The sequence below is a fragment of the Epibacterium sp. ABV4_022 genome (assembly GCF_056159345.1).
Genome location: NZ_JBSWVA010000001.1, coordinates 3,572,445 through 3,588,226 on the forward strand (window position 1 = coordinate 3,572,445; position 15,782 = coordinate 3,588,226).

The 15,782-nt window shown below is 58.7% G+C and carries 22 protein-coding genes; 4 read left to right on the top strand and 18 right to left on the bottom strand.

Going from position 1 to position 15,782, the window contains the following annotated elements; genetic code table 11:
• Positions 1 to 63: 63 nt before the first annotated feature.
• Positions 64 to 294 carry a 30S ribosomal protein S17 gene (gene rpsQ, locus ACXAF5_RS16755; protein ID WP_239323297.1) on the bottom strand — a complete coding sequence of 77 codons (231 nt, stop codon included), beginning with the start codon at positions 292 to 294 and terminating at the stop codon, positions 64 to 66.
• Between the two features lie 12 nt (positions 295 to 306).
• A complete protein-coding gene (gene rpmC / locus ACXAF5_RS16760) occupies positions 307 to 507 on the bottom strand; it encodes a 50S ribosomal protein L29 (protein ID WP_005621881.1) in 201 nt (66 codons plus the stop codon).
• A gap of 344 nt (positions 508 to 851) precedes the next feature.
• Between rpmC and ACXAF5_RS16765 the strand changes: the two genes are divergently transcribed.
• On the top strand, positions 852 to 1,463 hold the full coding sequence (locus tag ACXAF5_RS16765; RefSeq protein WP_239323298.1) for a hypothetical protein: 612 nt from the start codon (positions 852 to 854) through the stop codon (positions 1,461 to 1,463).
• Between the two features lie 60 nt (positions 1,464 to 1,523).
• Here the strand turns inward: ACXAF5_RS16765 and ACXAF5_RS16770 are convergent, their stop codons facing one another.
• The 16 genes from ACXAF5_RS16770 to ACXAF5_RS16845 form a co-directional block, all read right to left on the bottom strand.
• Entirely contained in the window at positions 1,524 to 2,567 is a 1,044-nt protein-coding gene (locus tag ACXAF5_RS16770; protein WP_474947460.1) for a succinylglutamate desuccinylase/aspartoacylase family protein, read from the bottom strand.
• A 91-nt stretch (positions 2,568 to 2,658) separates the two neighbouring features.
• Entirely contained in the window at positions 2,659 to 3,369 is a 711-nt protein-coding gene (locus ACXAF5_RS16775; RefSeq protein ID WP_239323300.1) for a sulfotransferase family protein, read from the bottom strand.
• A 119-nt stretch (positions 3,370 to 3,488) separates the two neighbouring features.
• Entirely contained in the window at positions 3,489 to 4,109 is a 621-nt protein-coding gene (locus tag ACXAF5_RS16780; protein ID WP_474947461.1) for a TIGR02466 family protein, read from the bottom strand.
• 149 nt (positions 4,110 to 4,258) lie between these two features.
• Positions 4,259 to 4,969: a substrate-binding periplasmic protein gene (locus tag ACXAF5_RS16785; protein ID WP_474947462.1), complete on the bottom strand. Its 711-nt coding sequence runs from the start codon at positions 4,967 to 4,969 to the stop codon at positions 4,259 to 4,261.
• Between the two features lie 134 nt (positions 4,970 to 5,103).
• Complete coding sequence (locus ACXAF5_RS16790) at positions 5,104 to 5,427, bottom strand: hypothetical protein (protein ID WP_474947463.1); 324 nt, start codon at positions 5,425 to 5,427, stop codon at positions 5,104 to 5,106.
• A 237-nt stretch (positions 5,428 to 5,664) separates the two neighbouring features.
• Positions 5,665 to 6,078, bottom strand: coding sequence for a 50S ribosomal protein L16 (gene rplP, locus ACXAF5_RS16795; protein ID WP_239323304.1), 414 nt, complete (start codon positions 6,076 to 6,078; stop codon positions 5,665 to 5,667).
• Positions 6,079 to 6,091: 13 nt separating this feature from the next.
• Positions 6,092 to 6,811: a 30S ribosomal protein S3 gene (rpsC, locus tag ACXAF5_RS16800; protein ID WP_239323305.1), complete on the bottom strand. Its 720-nt coding sequence runs from the start codon at positions 6,809 to 6,811 to the stop codon at positions 6,092 to 6,094.
• Entirely contained in the window at positions 6,811 to 7,191 is a 381-nt protein-coding gene (gene rplV / locus ACXAF5_RS16805) for a 50S ribosomal protein L22 (protein ID WP_005621907.1), read from the bottom strand. Before rplV ends, rpsC begins: the two co-directional genes overlap by 1 nt.
• 3 nt (positions 7,192 to 7,194) lie before the next feature.
• Positions 7,195 to 7,473, bottom strand: a complete 279-nt coding sequence (gene rpsS, locus ACXAF5_RS16810) for a 30S ribosomal protein S19 (protein WP_005621910.1) — start codon at positions 7,471 to 7,473, stop codon at positions 7,195 to 7,197.
• Between the two features lie 3 nt (positions 7,474 to 7,476).
• Entirely contained in the window at positions 7,477 to 8,319 is an 843-nt protein-coding gene (gene rplB, locus ACXAF5_RS16815; RefSeq protein ID WP_005621914.1) for a 50S ribosomal protein L2, read from the bottom strand.
• 252 nt (positions 8,320 to 8,571) lie between these two features.
• A complete protein-coding gene (locus ACXAF5_RS16820) occupies positions 8,572 to 9,444 on the bottom strand; it encodes a hypothetical protein (protein WP_474947464.1) in 873 nt (290 codons plus the stop codon).
• Between the two features lie 82 nt (positions 9,445 to 9,526).
• Positions 9,527 to 9,823 (bottom strand): 50S ribosomal protein L23, encoded by a 297-nt coding sequence (locus ACXAF5_RS16825; protein ID WP_005621923.1) that lies wholly within the window; start codon positions 9,821 to 9,823, stop codon positions 9,527 to 9,529.
• Complete coding sequence (rplD, locus tag ACXAF5_RS16830; RefSeq protein WP_413220150.1) at positions 9,820 to 10,437, bottom strand: 50S ribosomal protein L4; 618 nt, start codon at positions 10,435 to 10,437, stop codon at positions 9,820 to 9,822. Before rplD ends, ACXAF5_RS16825 begins: the two co-directional genes overlap by 4 nt.
• Positions 10,434 to 11,153, bottom strand: a complete 720-nt coding sequence (gene rplC / locus ACXAF5_RS16835) for a 50S ribosomal protein L3 (RefSeq protein ID WP_239323307.1) — start codon at positions 11,151 to 11,153, stop codon at positions 10,434 to 10,436. The genes rplD and rplC overlap by 4 nt, the downstream gene beginning before the upstream one ends.
• An 18-nt stretch (positions 11,154 to 11,171) precedes the next feature.
• Positions 11,172 to 11,486 carry a 30S ribosomal protein S10 gene (rpsJ, locus tag ACXAF5_RS16840; protein WP_005621947.1) on the bottom strand — a complete coding sequence of 105 codons (315 nt, stop codon included), beginning with the start codon at positions 11,484 to 11,486 and terminating at the stop codon, positions 11,172 to 11,174.
• Positions 11,487 to 11,656: 170 nt separating this feature from the next.
• Positions 11,657 to 12,217, bottom strand: a complete 561-nt coding sequence (locus ACXAF5_RS16845; RefSeq protein ID WP_474947465.1) for a hypothetical protein — start codon at positions 12,215 to 12,217, stop codon at positions 11,657 to 11,659.
• A 337-nt stretch (positions 12,218 to 12,554) separates the two neighbouring features.
• Here ACXAF5_RS16845 and ACXAF5_RS16850 point away from each other — a divergent pair, with 337 nt between their 5' ends.
• From ACXAF5_RS16850 to ACXAF5_RS16860, 3 genes are all read left to right on the top strand, one after another.
• A complete protein-coding gene (locus ACXAF5_RS16850) occupies positions 12,555 to 13,409 on the top strand; it encodes a glycosyltransferase family 2 protein (RefSeq protein WP_239366052.1) in 855 nt (284 codons plus the stop codon).
• Positions 13,410 to 13,853: 444 nt separating this feature from the next.
• Complete coding sequence (locus tag ACXAF5_RS16855) at positions 13,854 to 14,693, top strand: phytanoyl-CoA dioxygenase family protein (RefSeq protein WP_474947466.1); 840 nt, start codon at positions 13,854 to 13,856, stop codon at positions 14,691 to 14,693.
• 3 nt (positions 14,694 to 14,696) lie between these two features.
• Positions 14,697 to 15,611 (top strand): aldo/keto reductase, encoded by a 915-nt coding sequence (locus ACXAF5_RS16860; protein WP_474947467.1) that lies wholly within the window; start codon positions 14,697 to 14,699, stop codon positions 15,609 to 15,611.
• The last annotated feature ends 171 nt before the right edge of the window (positions 15,612 to 15,782 follow it).

A 15,782-nucleotide genomic window follows, 5' to 3' on the forward strand; every position in this document is an offset into this window, starting at 1 on the left:
GATCCCCCAGGGTTTCGACTGTGCTGATCAGCAAAGTCGCCAGGAGCCTGTGGTTACAGGCTCTTAGGCGTCAATGACTTCCCAGCGTTTCGTTTTCGATTTCGGCGCGCATTCGATGATGCGTACGGAGTCGCCGACCTTGAAAGCGTTCTTTTCATCGTGAGCCCGGTACTTCTTGGACTTACGGATGGTTTTCTTCAGAACCGGGTGTGTGAAACGACGTTCCACGGACACGGTGACGGTCTGAGCGTTTGCGTCGGAGGTCACGACGCCTTGCAGGATACGTTTGGGCATCTGTAGAGCTCCTTATTCAGCCGCTGCTGCGGCTTTTTCGTTCAGGATGGTTTTCACGCGAGCAGCGTTGCGGCGGGCCGCCTTGATGCCTGCAGTGTTTTCCAGCTGACCGGTCGCTTGTTGAAAGCGCAGGTTGAAGCTCTCTTTTTTGAGGTTTGCGAGTTCGTCGCGGAGCTCGTCCACGGTTTTGTCGCGCAGATCCTTGGCGTTCATCGCCTTGCGTTCCTTTCCTTGGCACCAGAGGGCCCCTTATGGTGGGTCACCCTTTACCCTGGTGGGTTATGTCGTCTGCACAGGACGTGCAGAAAAAAGAATCGCCCGACACAATCCGACTCGCGAATTGCGGGAGCGATGCGTCCCTCTACAGGAGGGCGGCCGGGAGGGCAAGGGAAACCTCCGGATTATCCGGCGGGTCGGGTTTTCCCCCTGCGGGTCCGGTGCGGTTGCATCGGCAACGGCGTCTGCGCCGGGCCGCCCCGCCGCCGGGCGCGGGCTTGACTTTGATCCTGCGAGCACGCAGCACTGGGCGTTGCGCACACCTGTAAAAGGCCCCTGTTATGGTTGCAACCGAGACCGATGATGCCTTGGTCGAACGGCCGAAACTGACCTTCGCACCCGAGGTCTGTGCCTGGGTCGAGGCGCATTATGCCGCGGCGGATGTGATCCTGGAATACGGCAGCGGCGGCTCCACCGTTCTGGGCGCGGAAATGCCGGGCAAGACGCTCTATTCGGTCGAGAGCAGCCGGGACTGGCACCTGATGATGCAGCGGTATTTCGAACAGAATGACGTCCCCTCGCCGCCCGAGCTGCACTATGTCAATATCGGCGAGACCGGCAAATGGGGCCTGCCGGTCAATACCGAGCAGCAGCACCGTTATCACAAATACCCGCTGGCGATCTGGGACCAGGAAGGGTTTCGCCATCCGGATCTGATCCTGATCGACGGAAGGTTTCGCGTCGCCTGCGCGCTGACGGCGATGCTGCGCTGCACCCGGAAGGCAACGATCCTGTTTGACGACTACCGCGACCGCAAACGCTATCAGGTGCTCGAAGAGTTCCTCGAGCTCAAGGAAATGCGCGGCTACATGGCGCGCTTCGAGGTGGAGCCGACCGCCCTGCCCCGAGACAAGATGACCCGTATAATCGGCTTGTTCGCGCGCCCGTTTTAAGCGCCCCGATCAGCGCGCTCACGCCTGGGCAACGCACCCCCGCGCCTTTGTGCGGACGCGTCAGATAATCTCGTCCTCATCAAACATCGCCGCGCCTTCAAGCTGCGCGTTCAGGCTCTCGATCCGGCTTTCCGCCTCTGACGTGTTCACGACGCGGGCGATATGAAACAGCGCGTCGCCTTCGTTGACGATGGGCAGGTTGGCGCGTCCGATCACCAGGCCGGACTGGCTGGCGGTCAGCTCCATCTCTTCCTCGCCAAAGGGGTCAGCCACGATGCCAAGCACGTCGCCGGCCTCCACCATCTCGCCGGTGGTCTTGTAGGCCCTCAGCAGCCCGCCCGCCGGCGCGCGCTCCCAGGTGGAGTCGCTGGCACGTACCGGCACCACTTCGGCCAGGGGCACGCCGTCATCGGGGATCATGCCAAGCGCGTGCATCACCCGCAGGATGCCCGCCACCCCGACCCGCGCCGATTGTTCGTCGAACCGCAGCCCCTCCCCCGCCTCATAGAGCAGGATGTCGACGCCCGCCTTCTGGGCCTCGTGCCGCAGCGAGCCGTCGCGCAGGGCCGAGCGGATCACCACCGGCGCGCCAAAGGCATCGGCATAGGCCAGCGTCTCCTGCGCCTTGGGCGAGACCCGGATCTGCGGCATGTTGGTGCGGTGGATGGCGGCGGAATGCAGATCGATCCCGAGGTCGGAGCGGGCGACGATCTCGGTCATGAACAGATGCGCCAGGCGGCTGGCGAGCGAGCCGCCCTCGCTGCCCGGGAAACAGCGATTGAGATCCCGCCGGTCCGGCAGATAGCGCGAGTGATTGAGAAAGCCGAAGGTGTTGACGATCGGCACCACGATCAATGTGCCTTTCAGCCGCGCGAACTGTCGGCTGCGCAAGAGCCGGCGGGCAATCTCCACCCCGATCACCTCGTCGCCGTGGATGGCGGCAGAGACAAACAGCGTCGGCCCCTCCTCCGCGCCATGGATCACATGGGCCGACATGTTGACCGGCGTGTGATCCGACAACACGCTGACCGGCAGATCCACCGTGCGCCGGGTGCCCGGGGGAATGTGAAAGCCGCCGATGTCAAAGGGGGAGCGCCGCGCCATATTTGTGCCTCTTGGAAAACTTCGCCCAGACGCTAAGCGGCTTTGATCGTTTTGACAATCACACCCGTGCCGCGTGCAGCACGGTCTGCGCTCACTGTGCGTAGGCGGCCTCGGTCACCCCGGCCAGCGGCGCCTCCGCTTTGGGCCGCAGTTTCTGGGCCGCACCGATCCGGCGATAGCCGAAGTTGTCGAAATCGGCGGCATAATAGTCCTCGATAATGGCGCGGCTGCGGGCATTCAGATCGGAGACGGTGGTGCCGCACAGCCGTTCGGTCCGGTTGCGCATCGGCAGGTCCACATCGGATTGCGTCAACCGCTGGACCATGGTCCAGTCGTCGTCGATTTCCTCGAGGCGACAGACCAGTTTCACCAATGGTGCCCCGGCATCGTCGACCACCCAGGGCAGACAGGGGTGCAGGGACATTTCGGTGTCGAGCGCCTCCGGATCACGATCCTCAAGAGCCTCGGCCACCCAGTCATTGAGCGACAGATCGATCCCCGCCTCTTCGCCCTCCGCGATCTGGGACCGGTACCGGTAGAGCGAACAGACCCGCTCGTAAGGGCGACGCACCAGAGCAAAGGTTCGGAGCGAGTCCCAGGACGCACCGCCGGTCTTCTGCCGCCATTCCCGCGCCTTGCCATGCAGGTAGTATCCCTTCAGCGCGTCGGCGACGGCGGTGCCGCCACATTTTGGAATGTGGACAAAGAAATACGGCCGCTGAAAGGTCTCAACCAGCCACTTTATGGCCAGATCACCGGGCACGGTCTGCTTTGCAGCAGCGTGTTCTGGATATTCGATCATGGGGCACCTGTTGGTCGGGGGTCACCGCGGCAGGCTCGCAGAGGGCCCTTAAGGAACCCTGAAGTCCCCGGTGATTTCACGACCAAATTGCGCCGGCGCCCTCTTACACCCTTGCCTGCTCAGGCCCAGGCGTAGTTGAAGGAGACCGAGATCCGCTCGTCCTCGGCCATGTTCATCGGCACCTCATGGCGGATGAAGCTTTCCCACAGCAGCACGTCGCCGACCTTGGGGCTCTCATAGACAAAGGTCTTCAGCTCCCGGCGGCAGTCCTGATTGCGTGGCGGATGCGCCATCATCATCGCGTGGCGCGGGTCCTCCAGCTTCAGCGCGGAAGCGCCATCGGGCATGGCCACATAGGTGGTGCCCGAAATCACCGAATGCGGGTGGATGTGGCTGGCATGGGTGCCCCCTTCGGGCAGGATGTTGATCCAGAGATCCTCCAGCTTCAGCGCGCGCCCATCCAGGTTCAGTTCCAGATCCTGCGCAAAGGCCATCACATGCGCATCGAGCGATGCCACCAGATCGGCAAAGATCGGGAACCGCCACGGCAGATCCGTGAGCGAGGCATAGGAGGTATAGCCGGGATAGCCGTTCTGCTCGCACCAGTCCTGCCCCGCCTCGTCATCTTCGGCGATGGTGATGCAGGAGGTTTCCATCTCCTGCGGGTCAATGCTGGGGCCATGCTCGGACAGCGCGGCACGGTAAAGGCGGGTCACAAAGAGGGAATCGATCTGGGCCATGGCGTCCTCTTACCGCAGGCCGCAGCGATTTGGCGAGAGGCTTCTGTGCCCATAAGATCTGCACCCATGAGAAAAGACCCCGCGCCCCGGCTGGGGGCACGAGGTCGTTTCGGCAGGTCGGCCGGGGCGCGCTGCCCGGGCCGCCAGTGTTATTCGTATTTCGCCGCGATCTCGGCCTGGGTGCCGTCGTCGATCATCGTTTGCAGCGCCGCCTGCATGCGGTCGACCAGCTCCTGATCGGTCTTCAGGCTACAGGCCAGCGACATGGTCGTGGTGGAGAGAACTAGGGCTTCTTCGACCTCGACCCCATCCGCGCGCGAGGCTTCGAGGAAGGAACCGGAGGTGGCCATCAGGTCGATGCGCCCTTGCAGCAGCTTCTTGACCGTCGCGGCCTGATTGGGCGCCAGGTCGATTTGCTGAAAGCCCGCTTCCTCCAGCACGCCAACGGTATAGTCGCCGGTCTGGCTGCCGGTGCGGTAGGCTGCAGCCTCTTCGATCGTGGCGGGCGCCACATCGCTGCCGGCCTTGCGCACCAGAATGGTGCTGTCGGAGGCCAGAGGCTCCACCCATTTGAAATTCGGATCACGCTCTTCGGTATGCGTGGTGCTGAACACGCAGGTGTTGGGGCGACGCTCCGCCTGACCGATGGCACGGGACCACTGGGTCAGCTCCACCTCGTAGGAGATACCGGCCCGATCCATCATTTCGAACACCTGATCCGCGCCGAGACCGACGATCTCGCCGTCCCGCTCAAAGTTCAAGGGCGCGTAGTCTTCGGTAAACAGCATGACATCTGCTGCCTGGGCGCCGCCGGCAAGGCCGAGAAAAAGCGCGGTGGCAAAGGTGGGAGCAAGCTTCATCGTGAGGGTCCTTCCGTGATCACTGAACTGCCCGGACCGTAGCGCGCAAGATTAAAGGAAACGTTCCCGGATTTGAGGTTTTCAAATCTAATTTTAGCGCTTCAAAAGCGGGCATCGCCGCCTTCCAAATGGTGTCATATTCCCGGGCCATCCCCCTCGAACACATAGGCACAGCCCTCGTGCACCATCGGCCGCTCCGGTGACAGCGGATTGTTCACCAGGAACCAGCGCCAGCCCCCGGTCGAACCCGGCGCGCCGGGTGCGGGGGAGTAGGTACATCCGTTGGCCAGCGTCCAATAGGTGGCGTGCCGGTAGCGATAGGGCGCCTGGCTGATCGCCGTCAGCCGCGCCTGCCGGGTGACGGCCTCTGTCGCATCGTCCTGTCCGGTCGACCCGACGTAAAGATCACAGCCGGCAACCGCGACCAATGTCACCAACAGCCCAACCTGCAGTCTCATCACCTGCCCTCCTGAGGATCAAAAGCGGAGGTCAACAGATATAGGGGTATAAGGTGAACATTTGCTCTCCGTTCCGACAACTGATCGCAAAACGGGGCAGTTCTCCCCCGCGCGCCCGCCTGCGGAGGACGTTCAGCCGGCACATCGGGCCGCATCCAACGGAAGGCAGCGCGCAAAGAAAAAACCCCCCGCCAGTTTCCTGACGAGGGGCTTTCAATCATTTGCAGAAGTCTGGAGTTACCAGTCTTCACGCACCACGATGCGGGTCTGCACCGGCAGCTTCATGGCTGCGAGGCGAAGCGCTTCGCGGGCGATGTCTTCATTGACGCCGTCAATTTCAAACATCACACGGCCCGGCTTCACTTTGCACGCCCAGAAGTCCACGGAGCCTTTACCCTTACCCATACGCACTTCGACGGGTTTGGAGGTCACCGGGGTGTCCGGGAAGATCCGGATCCAGACACGACCCTGACGCTTCATGTGACGGGTCATGGCACGACGGGCTGCCTCGATCTGACGGGCGGTCACACGCTCGGGTGTCACTGCCTTCAGGCCGTAGGTGCCGAAGTTCAGATCAGAGCCACCCTTGGCGTCGCCCTTGATCCGGCCTTTGTGCATCTTACGGAATTTAGTACGCTTTGGCTGAAGCATATCGCGTTACTCCTTAGCGGTCGCCACGACGGTTACCGCCTGCACCGCGAGGTGCCGGACCGTCCTGGATTTCCTGAGCCTTGCGATCACGCGCCTGGGGATCATGCTCCATGATCTCGCCTTTGAAGATCCACACCTTGATACCGATGATACCATAGGGGGTGGAGGCTTCAGAGTGTGCGTAATCGATGTCTGCGCGCAGGGTGTGCAACGGCACACGACCTTCACGGTACCATTCGGTCCGTGCGATTTCTGCACCGCCCAGACGACCAGCGACGTTCACCCGGATACCCAGGGCGCCCATGCGCATGGCGTTCTGCACGGCCCGCTTCATCGCGCGACGGAAGGACACACGGCGCTCCAGCTGCTGGGCGATGGACTCGCCAACGAGCTGTGCGTCGAGTTCCGGCTTGCGAACCTCAACAATGTTCAGGTGCAGCTCGGAGTCGGTCATGGAAGCGATCTTCTTGCGAAGAACTTCGATGTCCGCGCCTTTTTTGCCGATGATCACGCCCGGACGCGCGGTGTGAATGGTCACACGGCACTTCTTGTGGGGGCGTTCGATGATCACGCGGGCAACACCGGCCTGCTTGCACTCTTCCTTGATGAACTCACGGATCTTGATGTCCTCGAGGAGGAGATCACCGTAGTCCTTGGTGTCAGCGTACCAGCGGCTGTCCCAGGTGCGGTTGATCTGCAGGCGCATGCCAACCGGATTGACTTTATGTCCCATTAGGCTTGCTCCTCAACTTGACGCACCTTGATGGTGATCTCAGCGAACGGCTTCAGGATCTTGCCGAAGCGACCACGGGCCCGCGGACGACCGCGCTTCATGGTCAGGTTCTTGCCGACCCATGCCTCGGCGACGATCAGTTCATCGACGTCAAGGTTGTGGTTGTTTTCGGCGTTCGCGATGGCGGACTGAAGGCATTTCTTCACGTCCTGCGCGATCCGCTTGTTGGAGAAAGTGAGGTCGGTCAGAGCCTTGTCCACTTTCTTGCCACGGATCATCTGAGCCACCAGGTTCAGTTTCTGCGGGCTGGTGCGAAGCATGCGGATTTTCGCCATTGCTTCGTTGTCTGCCACGCGGCGGGGGTTTTTATCCTTGCCCATGACTTACTTCCGCTTCGCTTTTTTGTCAGCGGCGTGACCATAATAGGTGCGGGTCGGGGAGTACTCACCGAACTTCTGACCAATCATGTCTTCCGAGACGTTGACAGGAATGTGCTTCTGGCCGTTGTACACACCAAAGGTCAGACCCACGAACTGGGGCAGAATGGTGGAACGACGGGACCAGATCTTGATCACTTCATTGCGGCCGGATTCGCGCGCTGCTTCGGCTTTTTTCAGCACGTAAGCATCGACGAAGGGGCCTTTCCATACAGAGCGAGTCATAGATTAGCGCCCTTTCTTCTTAGCGTGACGCGAGCGGATGATCAGCTTCTGCGACGCCTTGTTGGTGTTGCGGGTGCGCTTACCCTTGGTCGGCTTACCCCATGGGGTCACCGGGTGACGACCACCGGAGGTCCGACCTTCACCACCACCATGGGGGTGGTCGATCGGGTTCATAACCACACCACGGACGCTCGGACGCTTGCCTTTGTGGCGCATACGACCGGCTTTACCGTAGTTCTGGTTGGAGTTGTCGGGGTTCGACACGGCACCGACGGTGGCCATGCATTCCTGACGGACCAAACGCAGCTCGCCCGAGGACAGGCGGATCTGAGCGTAGCCACCATCACGACCAACGAACTGAGCATACGTACCGGCAGCACGGGCGATCTGGCCGCCTTTGCCGGGCTTCATTTCGATGTTGTGAACGATGGTACCGATCGGCATGCCCGAGAACGGCATTGCGTTGCCCGGCTTGATGTCTGCCTTTGCGGAGGCGATGACCTTGTCACCAACTGCCAGACGCTGCGGCGCGAGGATATAAGCCTGCTCGCCGTCGTCATACTTCACCAATGCGATGAAGGCAGTCCGGTTGGGGTCATATTCAATGCGCTCGACGGTCGCGGCGACATCAAATTTATTCCGTTTGAAGTCAACGATCCGGTAAAGACGCTTTGCGCCACCACCACGGCGGCGAGAAGTGATCCGTCCGGTGTTGTTCCGGCCGCCCGATTTGGTCAAACCCTCAGTGAGAGACTTGACCGGACGCCCTTTCCAAAGCTCCGAACGGTCGATCAGAACCAGCCCACGCTGGCCCGGCGTCGTCGGTTTATACGACTTAAGTGCCATGCTTTCTGTCTTCCGTTTAGCGTGCCGAGCCTTAGGTTATTATCTTTGGCCCAGCTATGTTAAAGCCCCCTGCCTTGGCGTATCCGCGCCGGGTTCAGGTGACCGATGAAGGGCCCCGAAGGTCCCTGGGTCGAATGTCCCGACAAAGATAACGGCCCCGGAACGAATCCGAGGCCTGTCAGGATTGGTGCGATGTAGCAGAGGTTGGGGGAGGTGGCAATGGGGAAGGTGTGGCACTATCCGGTTCAGCACTTAGACGAACTTTTTCAGTTGCTCACGCAACTTGGGAAACAACTCATCTGAAGGCATCGCATTCTCAACTTCAGGCAAAAGCTCGAAACGCAGTAGCCCCTCATCTCTTTTGAGCGTATTTTCAAATGCTATTAGCTGATCGAGCACTAACCGCCAAAAATCCATAGAGAAATCTGTATTCTCAACTAATGCGTTGGCTTCGCCAGCAAGCATTTGGCTAAAGTACAAAACTCGTCCCTCCGGTAGCCCGTGCGGAGCAGCACTTTCCTTCGCGAGTTCCGAAATAAGTAAATTCCTAGCTTCGCCAGCCCTATTACACTCCTCCATGCAACCCAAAGCCCTGTGCACAAACAGACTTAAGGCTGGCATCTGACGACTACCCGACGAGAACTCACTGAAATCGGGAGGGCGCATTATTTGAATGGGTTGAACGCTTTGATAGAAATATCGCATCGTGGAACAGAGTTCGACTAATTCTTGGACCTTCGCGGGGCGGCTCGATGGGTCGGATTCAAAAGCGGCCTCTGCTAACTCCTTTACACGATCAGCCTCCGGCTTGAGATCGTCCAACAACTGCAATTTCAATTGGACTAGTGCTTCAACATTAGCACCTGCGGAAGTTATCAAACGGTTCAGCGCATCTAACAGCGCCAGACGCTCCTCTCTTGCGGCCGCACGAAGGTGGCTGCGTTGCTGCAATCCGAAAGCCAATATACCAAGGAAAAAACCTAGAAAACTACCAATCGCGGCCTTTCCAACCTCGCTCCAAAATGAAGTCGGCACGGTTCCGAAGCACTTCAGTAGAGAAACGAAGCCATTAGAAATCTGATCTATTACCGCAATCACTTCGGAAAGTAAGTTTAGGACCCACATAGAAAACAATTCCTGCTTAAGCTTGGTAAAAAAAAGGCCCCCGCTTTCGCAGGGGCCTTCTCAATTCTCAGACAACCAAATCTCAGAGTCCGGTGGACACGTCGATGGTGTTGCCTTCTTCCAGGGTGACGTAGGCTTTTTTCACGTCTTTCCGCTTGCCCAGCTGGCCGCGGAAGCGCTTGACCTTACCCTTGGTGACGGTGGTGTTGACCGCTTTGACCTTCACACCAAAGAGAGCTTCGACAGCTTCCTTGATCTGCGGTTTGTTGGAGTCGATTGCCACCTCGAACACCACTGCGCCGTGCTCGGACGCCATGGTGGATTTCTCGGTGATGATCGGCTTGCGGATCACGTCGTAGTGTTCTGCCTTCGCGCTCATTTCAGGCGAGCCTCCAGTGCTTCGACAGCCGACTTCGTGAGCACGAGGGTGTCACGCTTCAGGATGTCATAGACGTTTGCGCCCATCGACGGCAGGATATCCAGACCTTCGATGTTCTTGGCGGCACGAGCGAAGCCTTCGTTGACGGCAGCACCGTCGATGACCAGAGCGCGTTTCCAGCCCAGGTTTGCAACCTGTTTGGCCAGAGCGGCGGTCTTGCCTTCGGCTTCTGCGTTCTCGATCACGACCAGTTCACCCGCTTTTGCTTTGGCGGACAGCGCGTGGCGCAGACCCAGCTTGCGGAATTTCTTGGTCAGATCGTGGCCGTGGCTCCGCGGGGTCGGACCCTTGTAGATACCACCTTTGCGGAAGATCGGCGCGTTCCGGTCGCCGTGGCGTGCGCCACCGGTGCCTTTTTGGCGGTAGATCTTCTTGGTGGAGTAGGAGGTCTCGGAGCGGGTCTTCACCTTGTGGGTGCCGGCCTGCGCGTTGTTGCGCTGCCAACGGACCACACGGTGCAGGATGTCCGCACGCGGCTCCAGGCCAAACAGCTCTTCGGACAGTTCGATGTCGCCCGCTTTGCCGCCGTCCAGTTTGATCACGTCAAGTTTCATGCTTCACCCCCTTCCGCGGGTGCTTCAGCCGCAGCTTCAGCAGCAGTCTTCAGAGCCGCCGGGAACGGCAGACCTTCGGGTGCTTTCTTCTTCACGGCGTCTTTGACGGTGACCCAGCCGGATTTCGGACCGGGAACAGCGCCTTTGATGAAGACCAGACCACGGTCGGCGTCGGTTTTGACAACCTCGAGGTTCTGGGTGGTCACGCGTGCAGCGCCCATGTGACCGGCCATCTTCTTGCCTTTGAAAACTTTGCCCGGATCCTGACACTGACCGGTGGAACCGTGCGAACGGTGAGAGATCGACACACCGTGGGAAGCCCGCAGACCGCCGAAGTTGTGACGCTTCATCGCACCGGCGAAACCTTTACCGATGGAGGTCCCGGTGACGTCGACTTTCTGGCCTTCGAGGAAGTGCTCGGCGGAGATTTCCGCGCCGACTTCGATCAGGCCATCCGCGGGGACGCGGAATTCGACCAGCTTGCGCTTGGGCTCAACCTTGGAGGCCGCGAAGTGACCGCGCATCGCCTTGGAGACGCGCTTGACCTTTGCGGAACCGGCACCGAGCTGAACGGCGGTGTAGCCGTCTTTGTCATCGGTACGCTGAGCGACAACCTGCAGGCCATCGAGGGAAAGAACGGTCACAGGGATCTGCTTGCCGTCTTCCATGAACAAGCGGGTCATGCCCACTTTCTTTGCGATAATACCAGAGCGCATATGAATTACCCTCCGATCTTATGACTGCAGCTTGATTTCGACGTCAACGCCAGCAGCCAGGTCGAGCTTCATCAGCGCGTCCACGGTCTGCGGGGTCGGGTCGACGATGTCGAGAAGACGCTTGTGCGTCCGGATCTCGAACTGATCGCGGGATTTCTTGTCCACGTGGGGACCACGCAGAACAGTGAATTTCTCGATCTTGTTCGGCAGCGGGATCGGGCCGCGCACTTGGGCGCCGGTCCGCTTGGCAGTGTTGACGATCTCTTGTGTGGACGCATCCAGCACACGATAGTCAAATGCCTTCAGCCGGATACGGATGTTTTGGCTTTGCATCGTATAGCCTTTTAGTCAGGCGTTGGGGTTGAGAGGAAGGTCCCGTGCCCATCACGTACCCTCATCGAACCCAAAAGGCGGGAATCACCCCGCCCATTTCCCGCAGTGCGGGATGGGGCCTGTTACACCTGTTGGTACAGTGTGGCAAGGGGGAGGAGCGGCTTTCTAGATCATCGCGCGGTCTCTCTCTCTGAACGGATCAAAACAAAGCCAACAAACACCATAACGACACTAAAGCCCAGGAGACCAACTTCACGGCCCCAAAGGAAAGCAAGTGTTCGCCTGCGCCGATCCGTGAAGACCTCCACATAGTATATTCGGCCTCGCAGAACGTGCCCCTTGCGTCGAAGGTCCCGCTTAATCTCGAAATCGTAATACTCCCGGACGTCCATAAAGCCACGGATGCGAACCTGTGCCGGCAACGACCGCTTCCCCCGCAAGATTGCGCGCAGATACGCGCGAATGCCATCATCTTGTCGCACTGCAATCAGATGCGGGCCGTCGGCACCACCGGGGGTGGCGCTGAACACGGCGTAGGATTTGACGACGTTCTTTTCGACAACGAAGGAGCCAAACAAACCGTTGAACCAACCGCTGGCTTCAAACTCATTGAAGGCACCGACAAAATAGCCGGGATGCAGAAAACGAAGCTGAACAGCCTCCGGACGCACGCCATTGTCATTGATGGATTTCTCGGCATTGTCCTGAAGCGAAAGGAGCGCAACAAGCATGAGGGCACCTCCCATGCACATAACAACAGCGCCCCATATCCCAATCGCAACGCTCCGCAGAAAAGAGAACAGCTGCGCAATCAAATCCGAACCCCAAACATGCAGTCGTCAATCTGGCCGATCACCGCAACGGCGTGCCAGCCACATGCCACTTAGTCCGCGCGACGTACATCAGAAAGGGGATAGCGACTCGGCGCTTCCCCCTCCCCCAAACGGGTGCACCGCTGGGCGGCCTGCCTCGCAAGCAAGCGCAGAGGCTTCACTCGATTTAAAGGAATTGAACGTACCACGTTTGCACGCGGCTTAGAGGGCTGTTCAGTTGAGGTGTAACCGATCCATGCATATTGAAAATCTTTCGATGCAACTGCCAAAACCCAATCTTGAGATGGACCATTTGGACGTCGTTGTCATCACGGTCACCTACAACCACGAAGCTTTCATCGAGCAGTGCCTGAATTCCGTACTGACCCAAGAGTTTTCGGGTACATTAGGGCTCGTGATCTTTAATGATTGCTCGACCGATCAGACACCCCAGAAAATACATGAGTGCCTTGAGAGATTTCGGGACAAACCCATCGAAGTCAGAGTGATCAATGCCGCAGACAACTTCTGGAGCAAAGGCGCCTTTCCGTTCAAACGCATCGTCAACGCCATGAGTCCGAAGTACATCGCTCTTTGCGATGGAGATGACGCCTGGTCAGATGTATCCAAGATCCAGAAGCAATTTGACTTCTTGGAAGCAAACAAGAGCTTTGTCGCATGCGGGCATAACTCTACCGTCGTTGATGTGAATTACGACGTACAATCCGACAGTAAGCTACCACCGGCCTTTCAACGCGACTATTCTCCCGCGGAGTTGAAGAGATGTGCCTGCTGGCTGTTGACCAACACACTCTTCTTCCGCGGTGGAATCTCGATCCCTGAGAAAATCGGCACTGTGGTCAATGAGGACCGGGTTCTCTGGAGCACGCTCGGCAGCTACGGTGGCTTCAAGTATATGCAGGACGTGGAGCCGTCCATTTATCGTGTCCACGCTGGCGGGGTGTGGTCACCGCGGGAGCCGCTGGATCAGATTCTGACGCAGTCAGGCACTGATTTGAGGCTGTCCCAATACCATCTTTCGGAGGGGGACCAACAGACCGCGTTACACATGCTCCTGGCCGTGCGCAAACAGTTGGACAGAATTCGCTAGCCCGCCACCTATCGGCGCGCGAATTCGACAACCATTCATGACGACGCGCACCTCGGATCACGTCCACACCACGTTGGGCGCGTCAGCGAGCCAGAGCATCTCACCGCCGTCATCGCGGGTGCGGTGCGACCAAGGGCCAAATTCAGCAAAGTCGGTTCCACAGGTAACGCGCTGTAAGGGTGCCGATCCCGACACTCCAGCGGCGGCAATGGCTTGTTTGACCTTTGCGCAAAGTCTCGGAGCGCAAGGCCGCACCGTCACCTACTTGGTCCACGATCTCCTAAGTCGGTTTCGCCTTTCCCCCTTTGGACTGATCGCGATGCGCCACTGCCCCGCACGTGGCCAGCGCCCCAATCGCTAGAATTTTTCACTCGTTTTAAACGAATTACGGACATCATTCTGAGAGACTCGCAACGGGTCCAATCAACTTTAGAGCGACCAATTATGAAAACCCAATATCTCATCAACGGCACAGAAATCCCAGTACAGCTTGCAGCTGAGGACGTTTACGGTGTGGGATCAGACGAGGTGTTGTCCACCAAGTTCGACGATATCACCAAACACACCGACTGGTATGACGCCGGCTATACGACGCTGAAGGCTGATGACTTTTATGATCCAGCCACGATCTATACAGAAACCACAGCAGCAATCATGCAGATCGTCACAGAGTTGCGCCCGGAGATCGACCTCAGCGGTTTCACGCTTGAACGGTATCACGCTTACGTCGACGATGCGCTCCATGGCGAGGTGATCAAACGCAGCCGACGCCTGTTTCCCGCCGACCTCGGCTTTGACAGTGCCAAGATCGTCAAGAATTTCAGCACCTATCTCGGGGTTGATCTGAGCTTTACCAATCCGCAGACCAATACGGATGTCTGGATGATCGCGCGCATCAACAAGCCCCAAAGTCACAACTACAATACGGTTCACAAAGACATCTACGAAGCCTTCGACCAACACGGTTCCGTGCCCAAAATGGTCAATATCTGGATCCCTGTGTGTGGCGTAAATGATTGTAGTGGGCTCCCGATGGCCCCTGGAAGCCACCTTCTGCCTGAGAGCAAGATCACCCGCACCAAAGCCGGCAGCACGATGAACGCTCAGCGCTACAGCGTTGCAAGTATTCTCGATTGGGGCGGAAACACCGCTCTGGTCCGTGAAAACCCCAAACCTGATGAATTCCTGATCTTTTCCTCCCACCTGATTCATGGTCTCGCCCTGAACAACAACGAGGATGAAACGCGCGTCTCCTTTGAATTCAGACTGTACGAAAAGCTCTGACAAATGGGCTATGGCAAGATCGGGTTTGGTTGCTGGCAACTTGGCGGGGAACAGACCCTCAACGGAATGCAAAACGGTTGGCGCGCCGGTCCCGAGGCGCAACGCATCAAGCTGATCGAAGACGCAATCTCGAGCGGGATTGATGTTTTCGACACGGCGCAAGCCTATGGTGACGGTGTCAGTGAAACCCTGCTGGGGACAGCCGTAAACCGTTCCGGGCAGAGAGATAATCTGCTGATTGTGACAAAACTCTCGCGCCTCAACGCAGCTGCACCGGACGAGATCAATTGGCAGACATTCCTCTCCTGCCTCGATGACAGCCGCAGGCGGCTCCAGATGGATGCGATCGATGTGGTCTTGCTGCATGGTCCACCCCCAGCGCTGCTCTCCGATAAGATCCGGACGCTGTTCGCGAGGGCGCAGGAGGAGGGCTACATCGGATCTTATGGTGTCAGCCCGCGCAGCTGGGAGGAGCTGCAACATGCGGCTGACATCGGGTTTGGCAGCTATCTGCAATGGAACTATTCAGCACTCGAGCGTCGATGCGATGAGCCGTTCTTATCGAGGCTACATCAGCGCGGGCAGAAGTTTATTGGCCGCTCCACCTTATTTCGCGGCCTGATAACCGAGACCTTCTTTCGCGAAGGTCCGGCCTGCCGCTTTCATGACGCCAGAGACCAGCTCCCTCAGGCGCTCTTGGCCGAAATCCACGAGAAAATCTCCGCCTTGCGCCCAGTCGCACAGGCGCTTGATCTCACGCTCAGCGAGTTTGCTGTTGCTGCGACTCTGTTGAATGAGGTGTCGCTGTGCAGCCTTGTCGGCATCAGCAAACCAGACCATCTGACCTCTATCATCAAGGTCAGAACCCTCCCGCAATTCAAGCTCGACGAGATCAAATCTGCGCTTGTGTCCCTATAGATGTACCACAGCGCTAGGGTGGAGTGCCGCCTAACCTCCTAAGGCGGGCGCTTCATCTTTTTACAAATACCTCGGAGCGCGAGGCAGCGCCTCGCAACAAAAAAGGGCCTCCCGTTGGGAGGCCCTCTCTATTCCCAGATCTTCGCGAGACTTACGCGAGGATCTTCGACA

Bases quoted from the DNA above. Each gene is read 5' to 3' on its own strand.
- rpsQ (WP_239323297.1), bottom strand. From the start codon at position 294: ATGCCCAAACGTATCCTGCAAGGCGTCGTGACCTCCGACGCAAACGCT.
- rpmC (WP_005621881.1), bottom strand. From the start codon at position 507: ATGAACGCCAAGGATCTGCGCGACAAAACCGTGGACGAGCTCCGCGAC.
- ACXAF5_RS16765 (WP_239323298.1), top strand. From the start codon at position 852: ATGGTTGCAACCGAGACCGATGATGCCTTGGTCGAACGGCCGAAACTG.
- ACXAF5_RS16770 (WP_474947460.1), bottom strand. From the start codon at position 2,567: ATGGCGCGGCGCTCCCCCTTTGACATCGGCGGCTTTCACATTCCCCCG.
- ACXAF5_RS16775 (WP_239323300.1), bottom strand. From the start codon at position 3,369: ATGATCGAATATCCAGAACACGCTGCTGCAAAGCAGACCGTGCCCGGT.
- ACXAF5_RS16780 (WP_474947461.1), bottom strand. From the start codon at position 4,109: ATGGCCCAGATCGATTCCCTCTTTGTGACCCGCCTTTACCGTGCCGCG.
- ACXAF5_RS16785 (WP_474947462.1), bottom strand. From the start codon at position 4,969: ATGAAGCTTGCTCCCACCTTTGCCACCGCGCTTTTTCTCGGCCTTGCC.
- ACXAF5_RS16790 (WP_474947463.1), bottom strand. From the start codon at position 5,427: ATGAGACTGCAGGTTGGGCTGTTGGTGACATTGGTCGCGGTTGCCGGC.
- rplP (WP_239323304.1), bottom strand. From the start codon at position 6,078: ATGCTTCAGCCAAAGCGTACTAAATTCCGTAAGATGCACAAAGGCCGG.
- rpsC (WP_239323305.1), bottom strand. From the start codon at position 6,811: ATGGGACATAAAGTCAATCCGGTTGGCATGCGCCTGCAGATCAACCGC.
- rplV (WP_005621907.1), bottom strand. From the start codon at position 7,191: ATGGGCAAGGATAAAAACCCCCGCCGCGTGGCAGACAACGAAGCAATG.
- rpsS (WP_005621910.1), bottom strand. From the start codon at position 7,473: ATGACTCGCTCTGTATGGAAAGGCCCCTTCGTCGATGCTTACGTGCTG.
- rplB (WP_005621914.1), bottom strand. From the start codon at position 8,319: ATGGCACTTAAGTCGTATAAACCGACGACGCCGGGCCAGCGTGGGCTG.
- ACXAF5_RS16820 (WP_474947464.1), bottom strand. From the start codon at position 9,444: ATGTGGGTCCTAAACTTACTTTCCGAAGTGATTGCGGTAATAGATCAG.
- ACXAF5_RS16825 (WP_005621923.1), bottom strand. From the start codon at position 9,823: ATGAGCGCGAAGGCAGAACACTACGACGTGATCCGCAAGCCGATCATC.
- rplD (WP_413220150.1), bottom strand. From the start codon at position 10,437: ATGAAACTTGACGTGATCAAACTGGACGGCGGCAAAGCGGGCGACATC.
- rplC (WP_239323307.1), bottom strand. From the start codon at position 11,153: ATGCGCTCTGGTATTATCGCAAAGAAAGTGGGCATGACCCGCTTGTTC.
- rpsJ (WP_005621947.1), bottom strand. From the start codon at position 11,486: ATGCAAAGCCAAAACATCCGTATCCGGCTGAAGGCATTTGACTATCGT.
- ACXAF5_RS16845 (WP_474947465.1), bottom strand. From the start codon at position 12,217: ATGCTTGTTGCGCTCCTTTCGCTTCAGGACAATGCCGAGAAATCCATC.
- ACXAF5_RS16850 (WP_239366052.1), top strand. From the start codon at position 12,555: ATGCATATTGAAAATCTTTCGATGCAACTGCCAAAACCCAATCTTGAG.
- ACXAF5_RS16855 (WP_474947466.1), top strand. From the start codon at position 13,854: ATGAAAACCCAATATCTCATCAACGGCACAGAAATCCCAGTACAGCTT.
- ACXAF5_RS16860 (WP_474947467.1), top strand. From the start codon at position 14,697: ATGGGCTATGGCAAGATCGGGTTTGGTTGCTGGCAACTTGGCGGGGAA.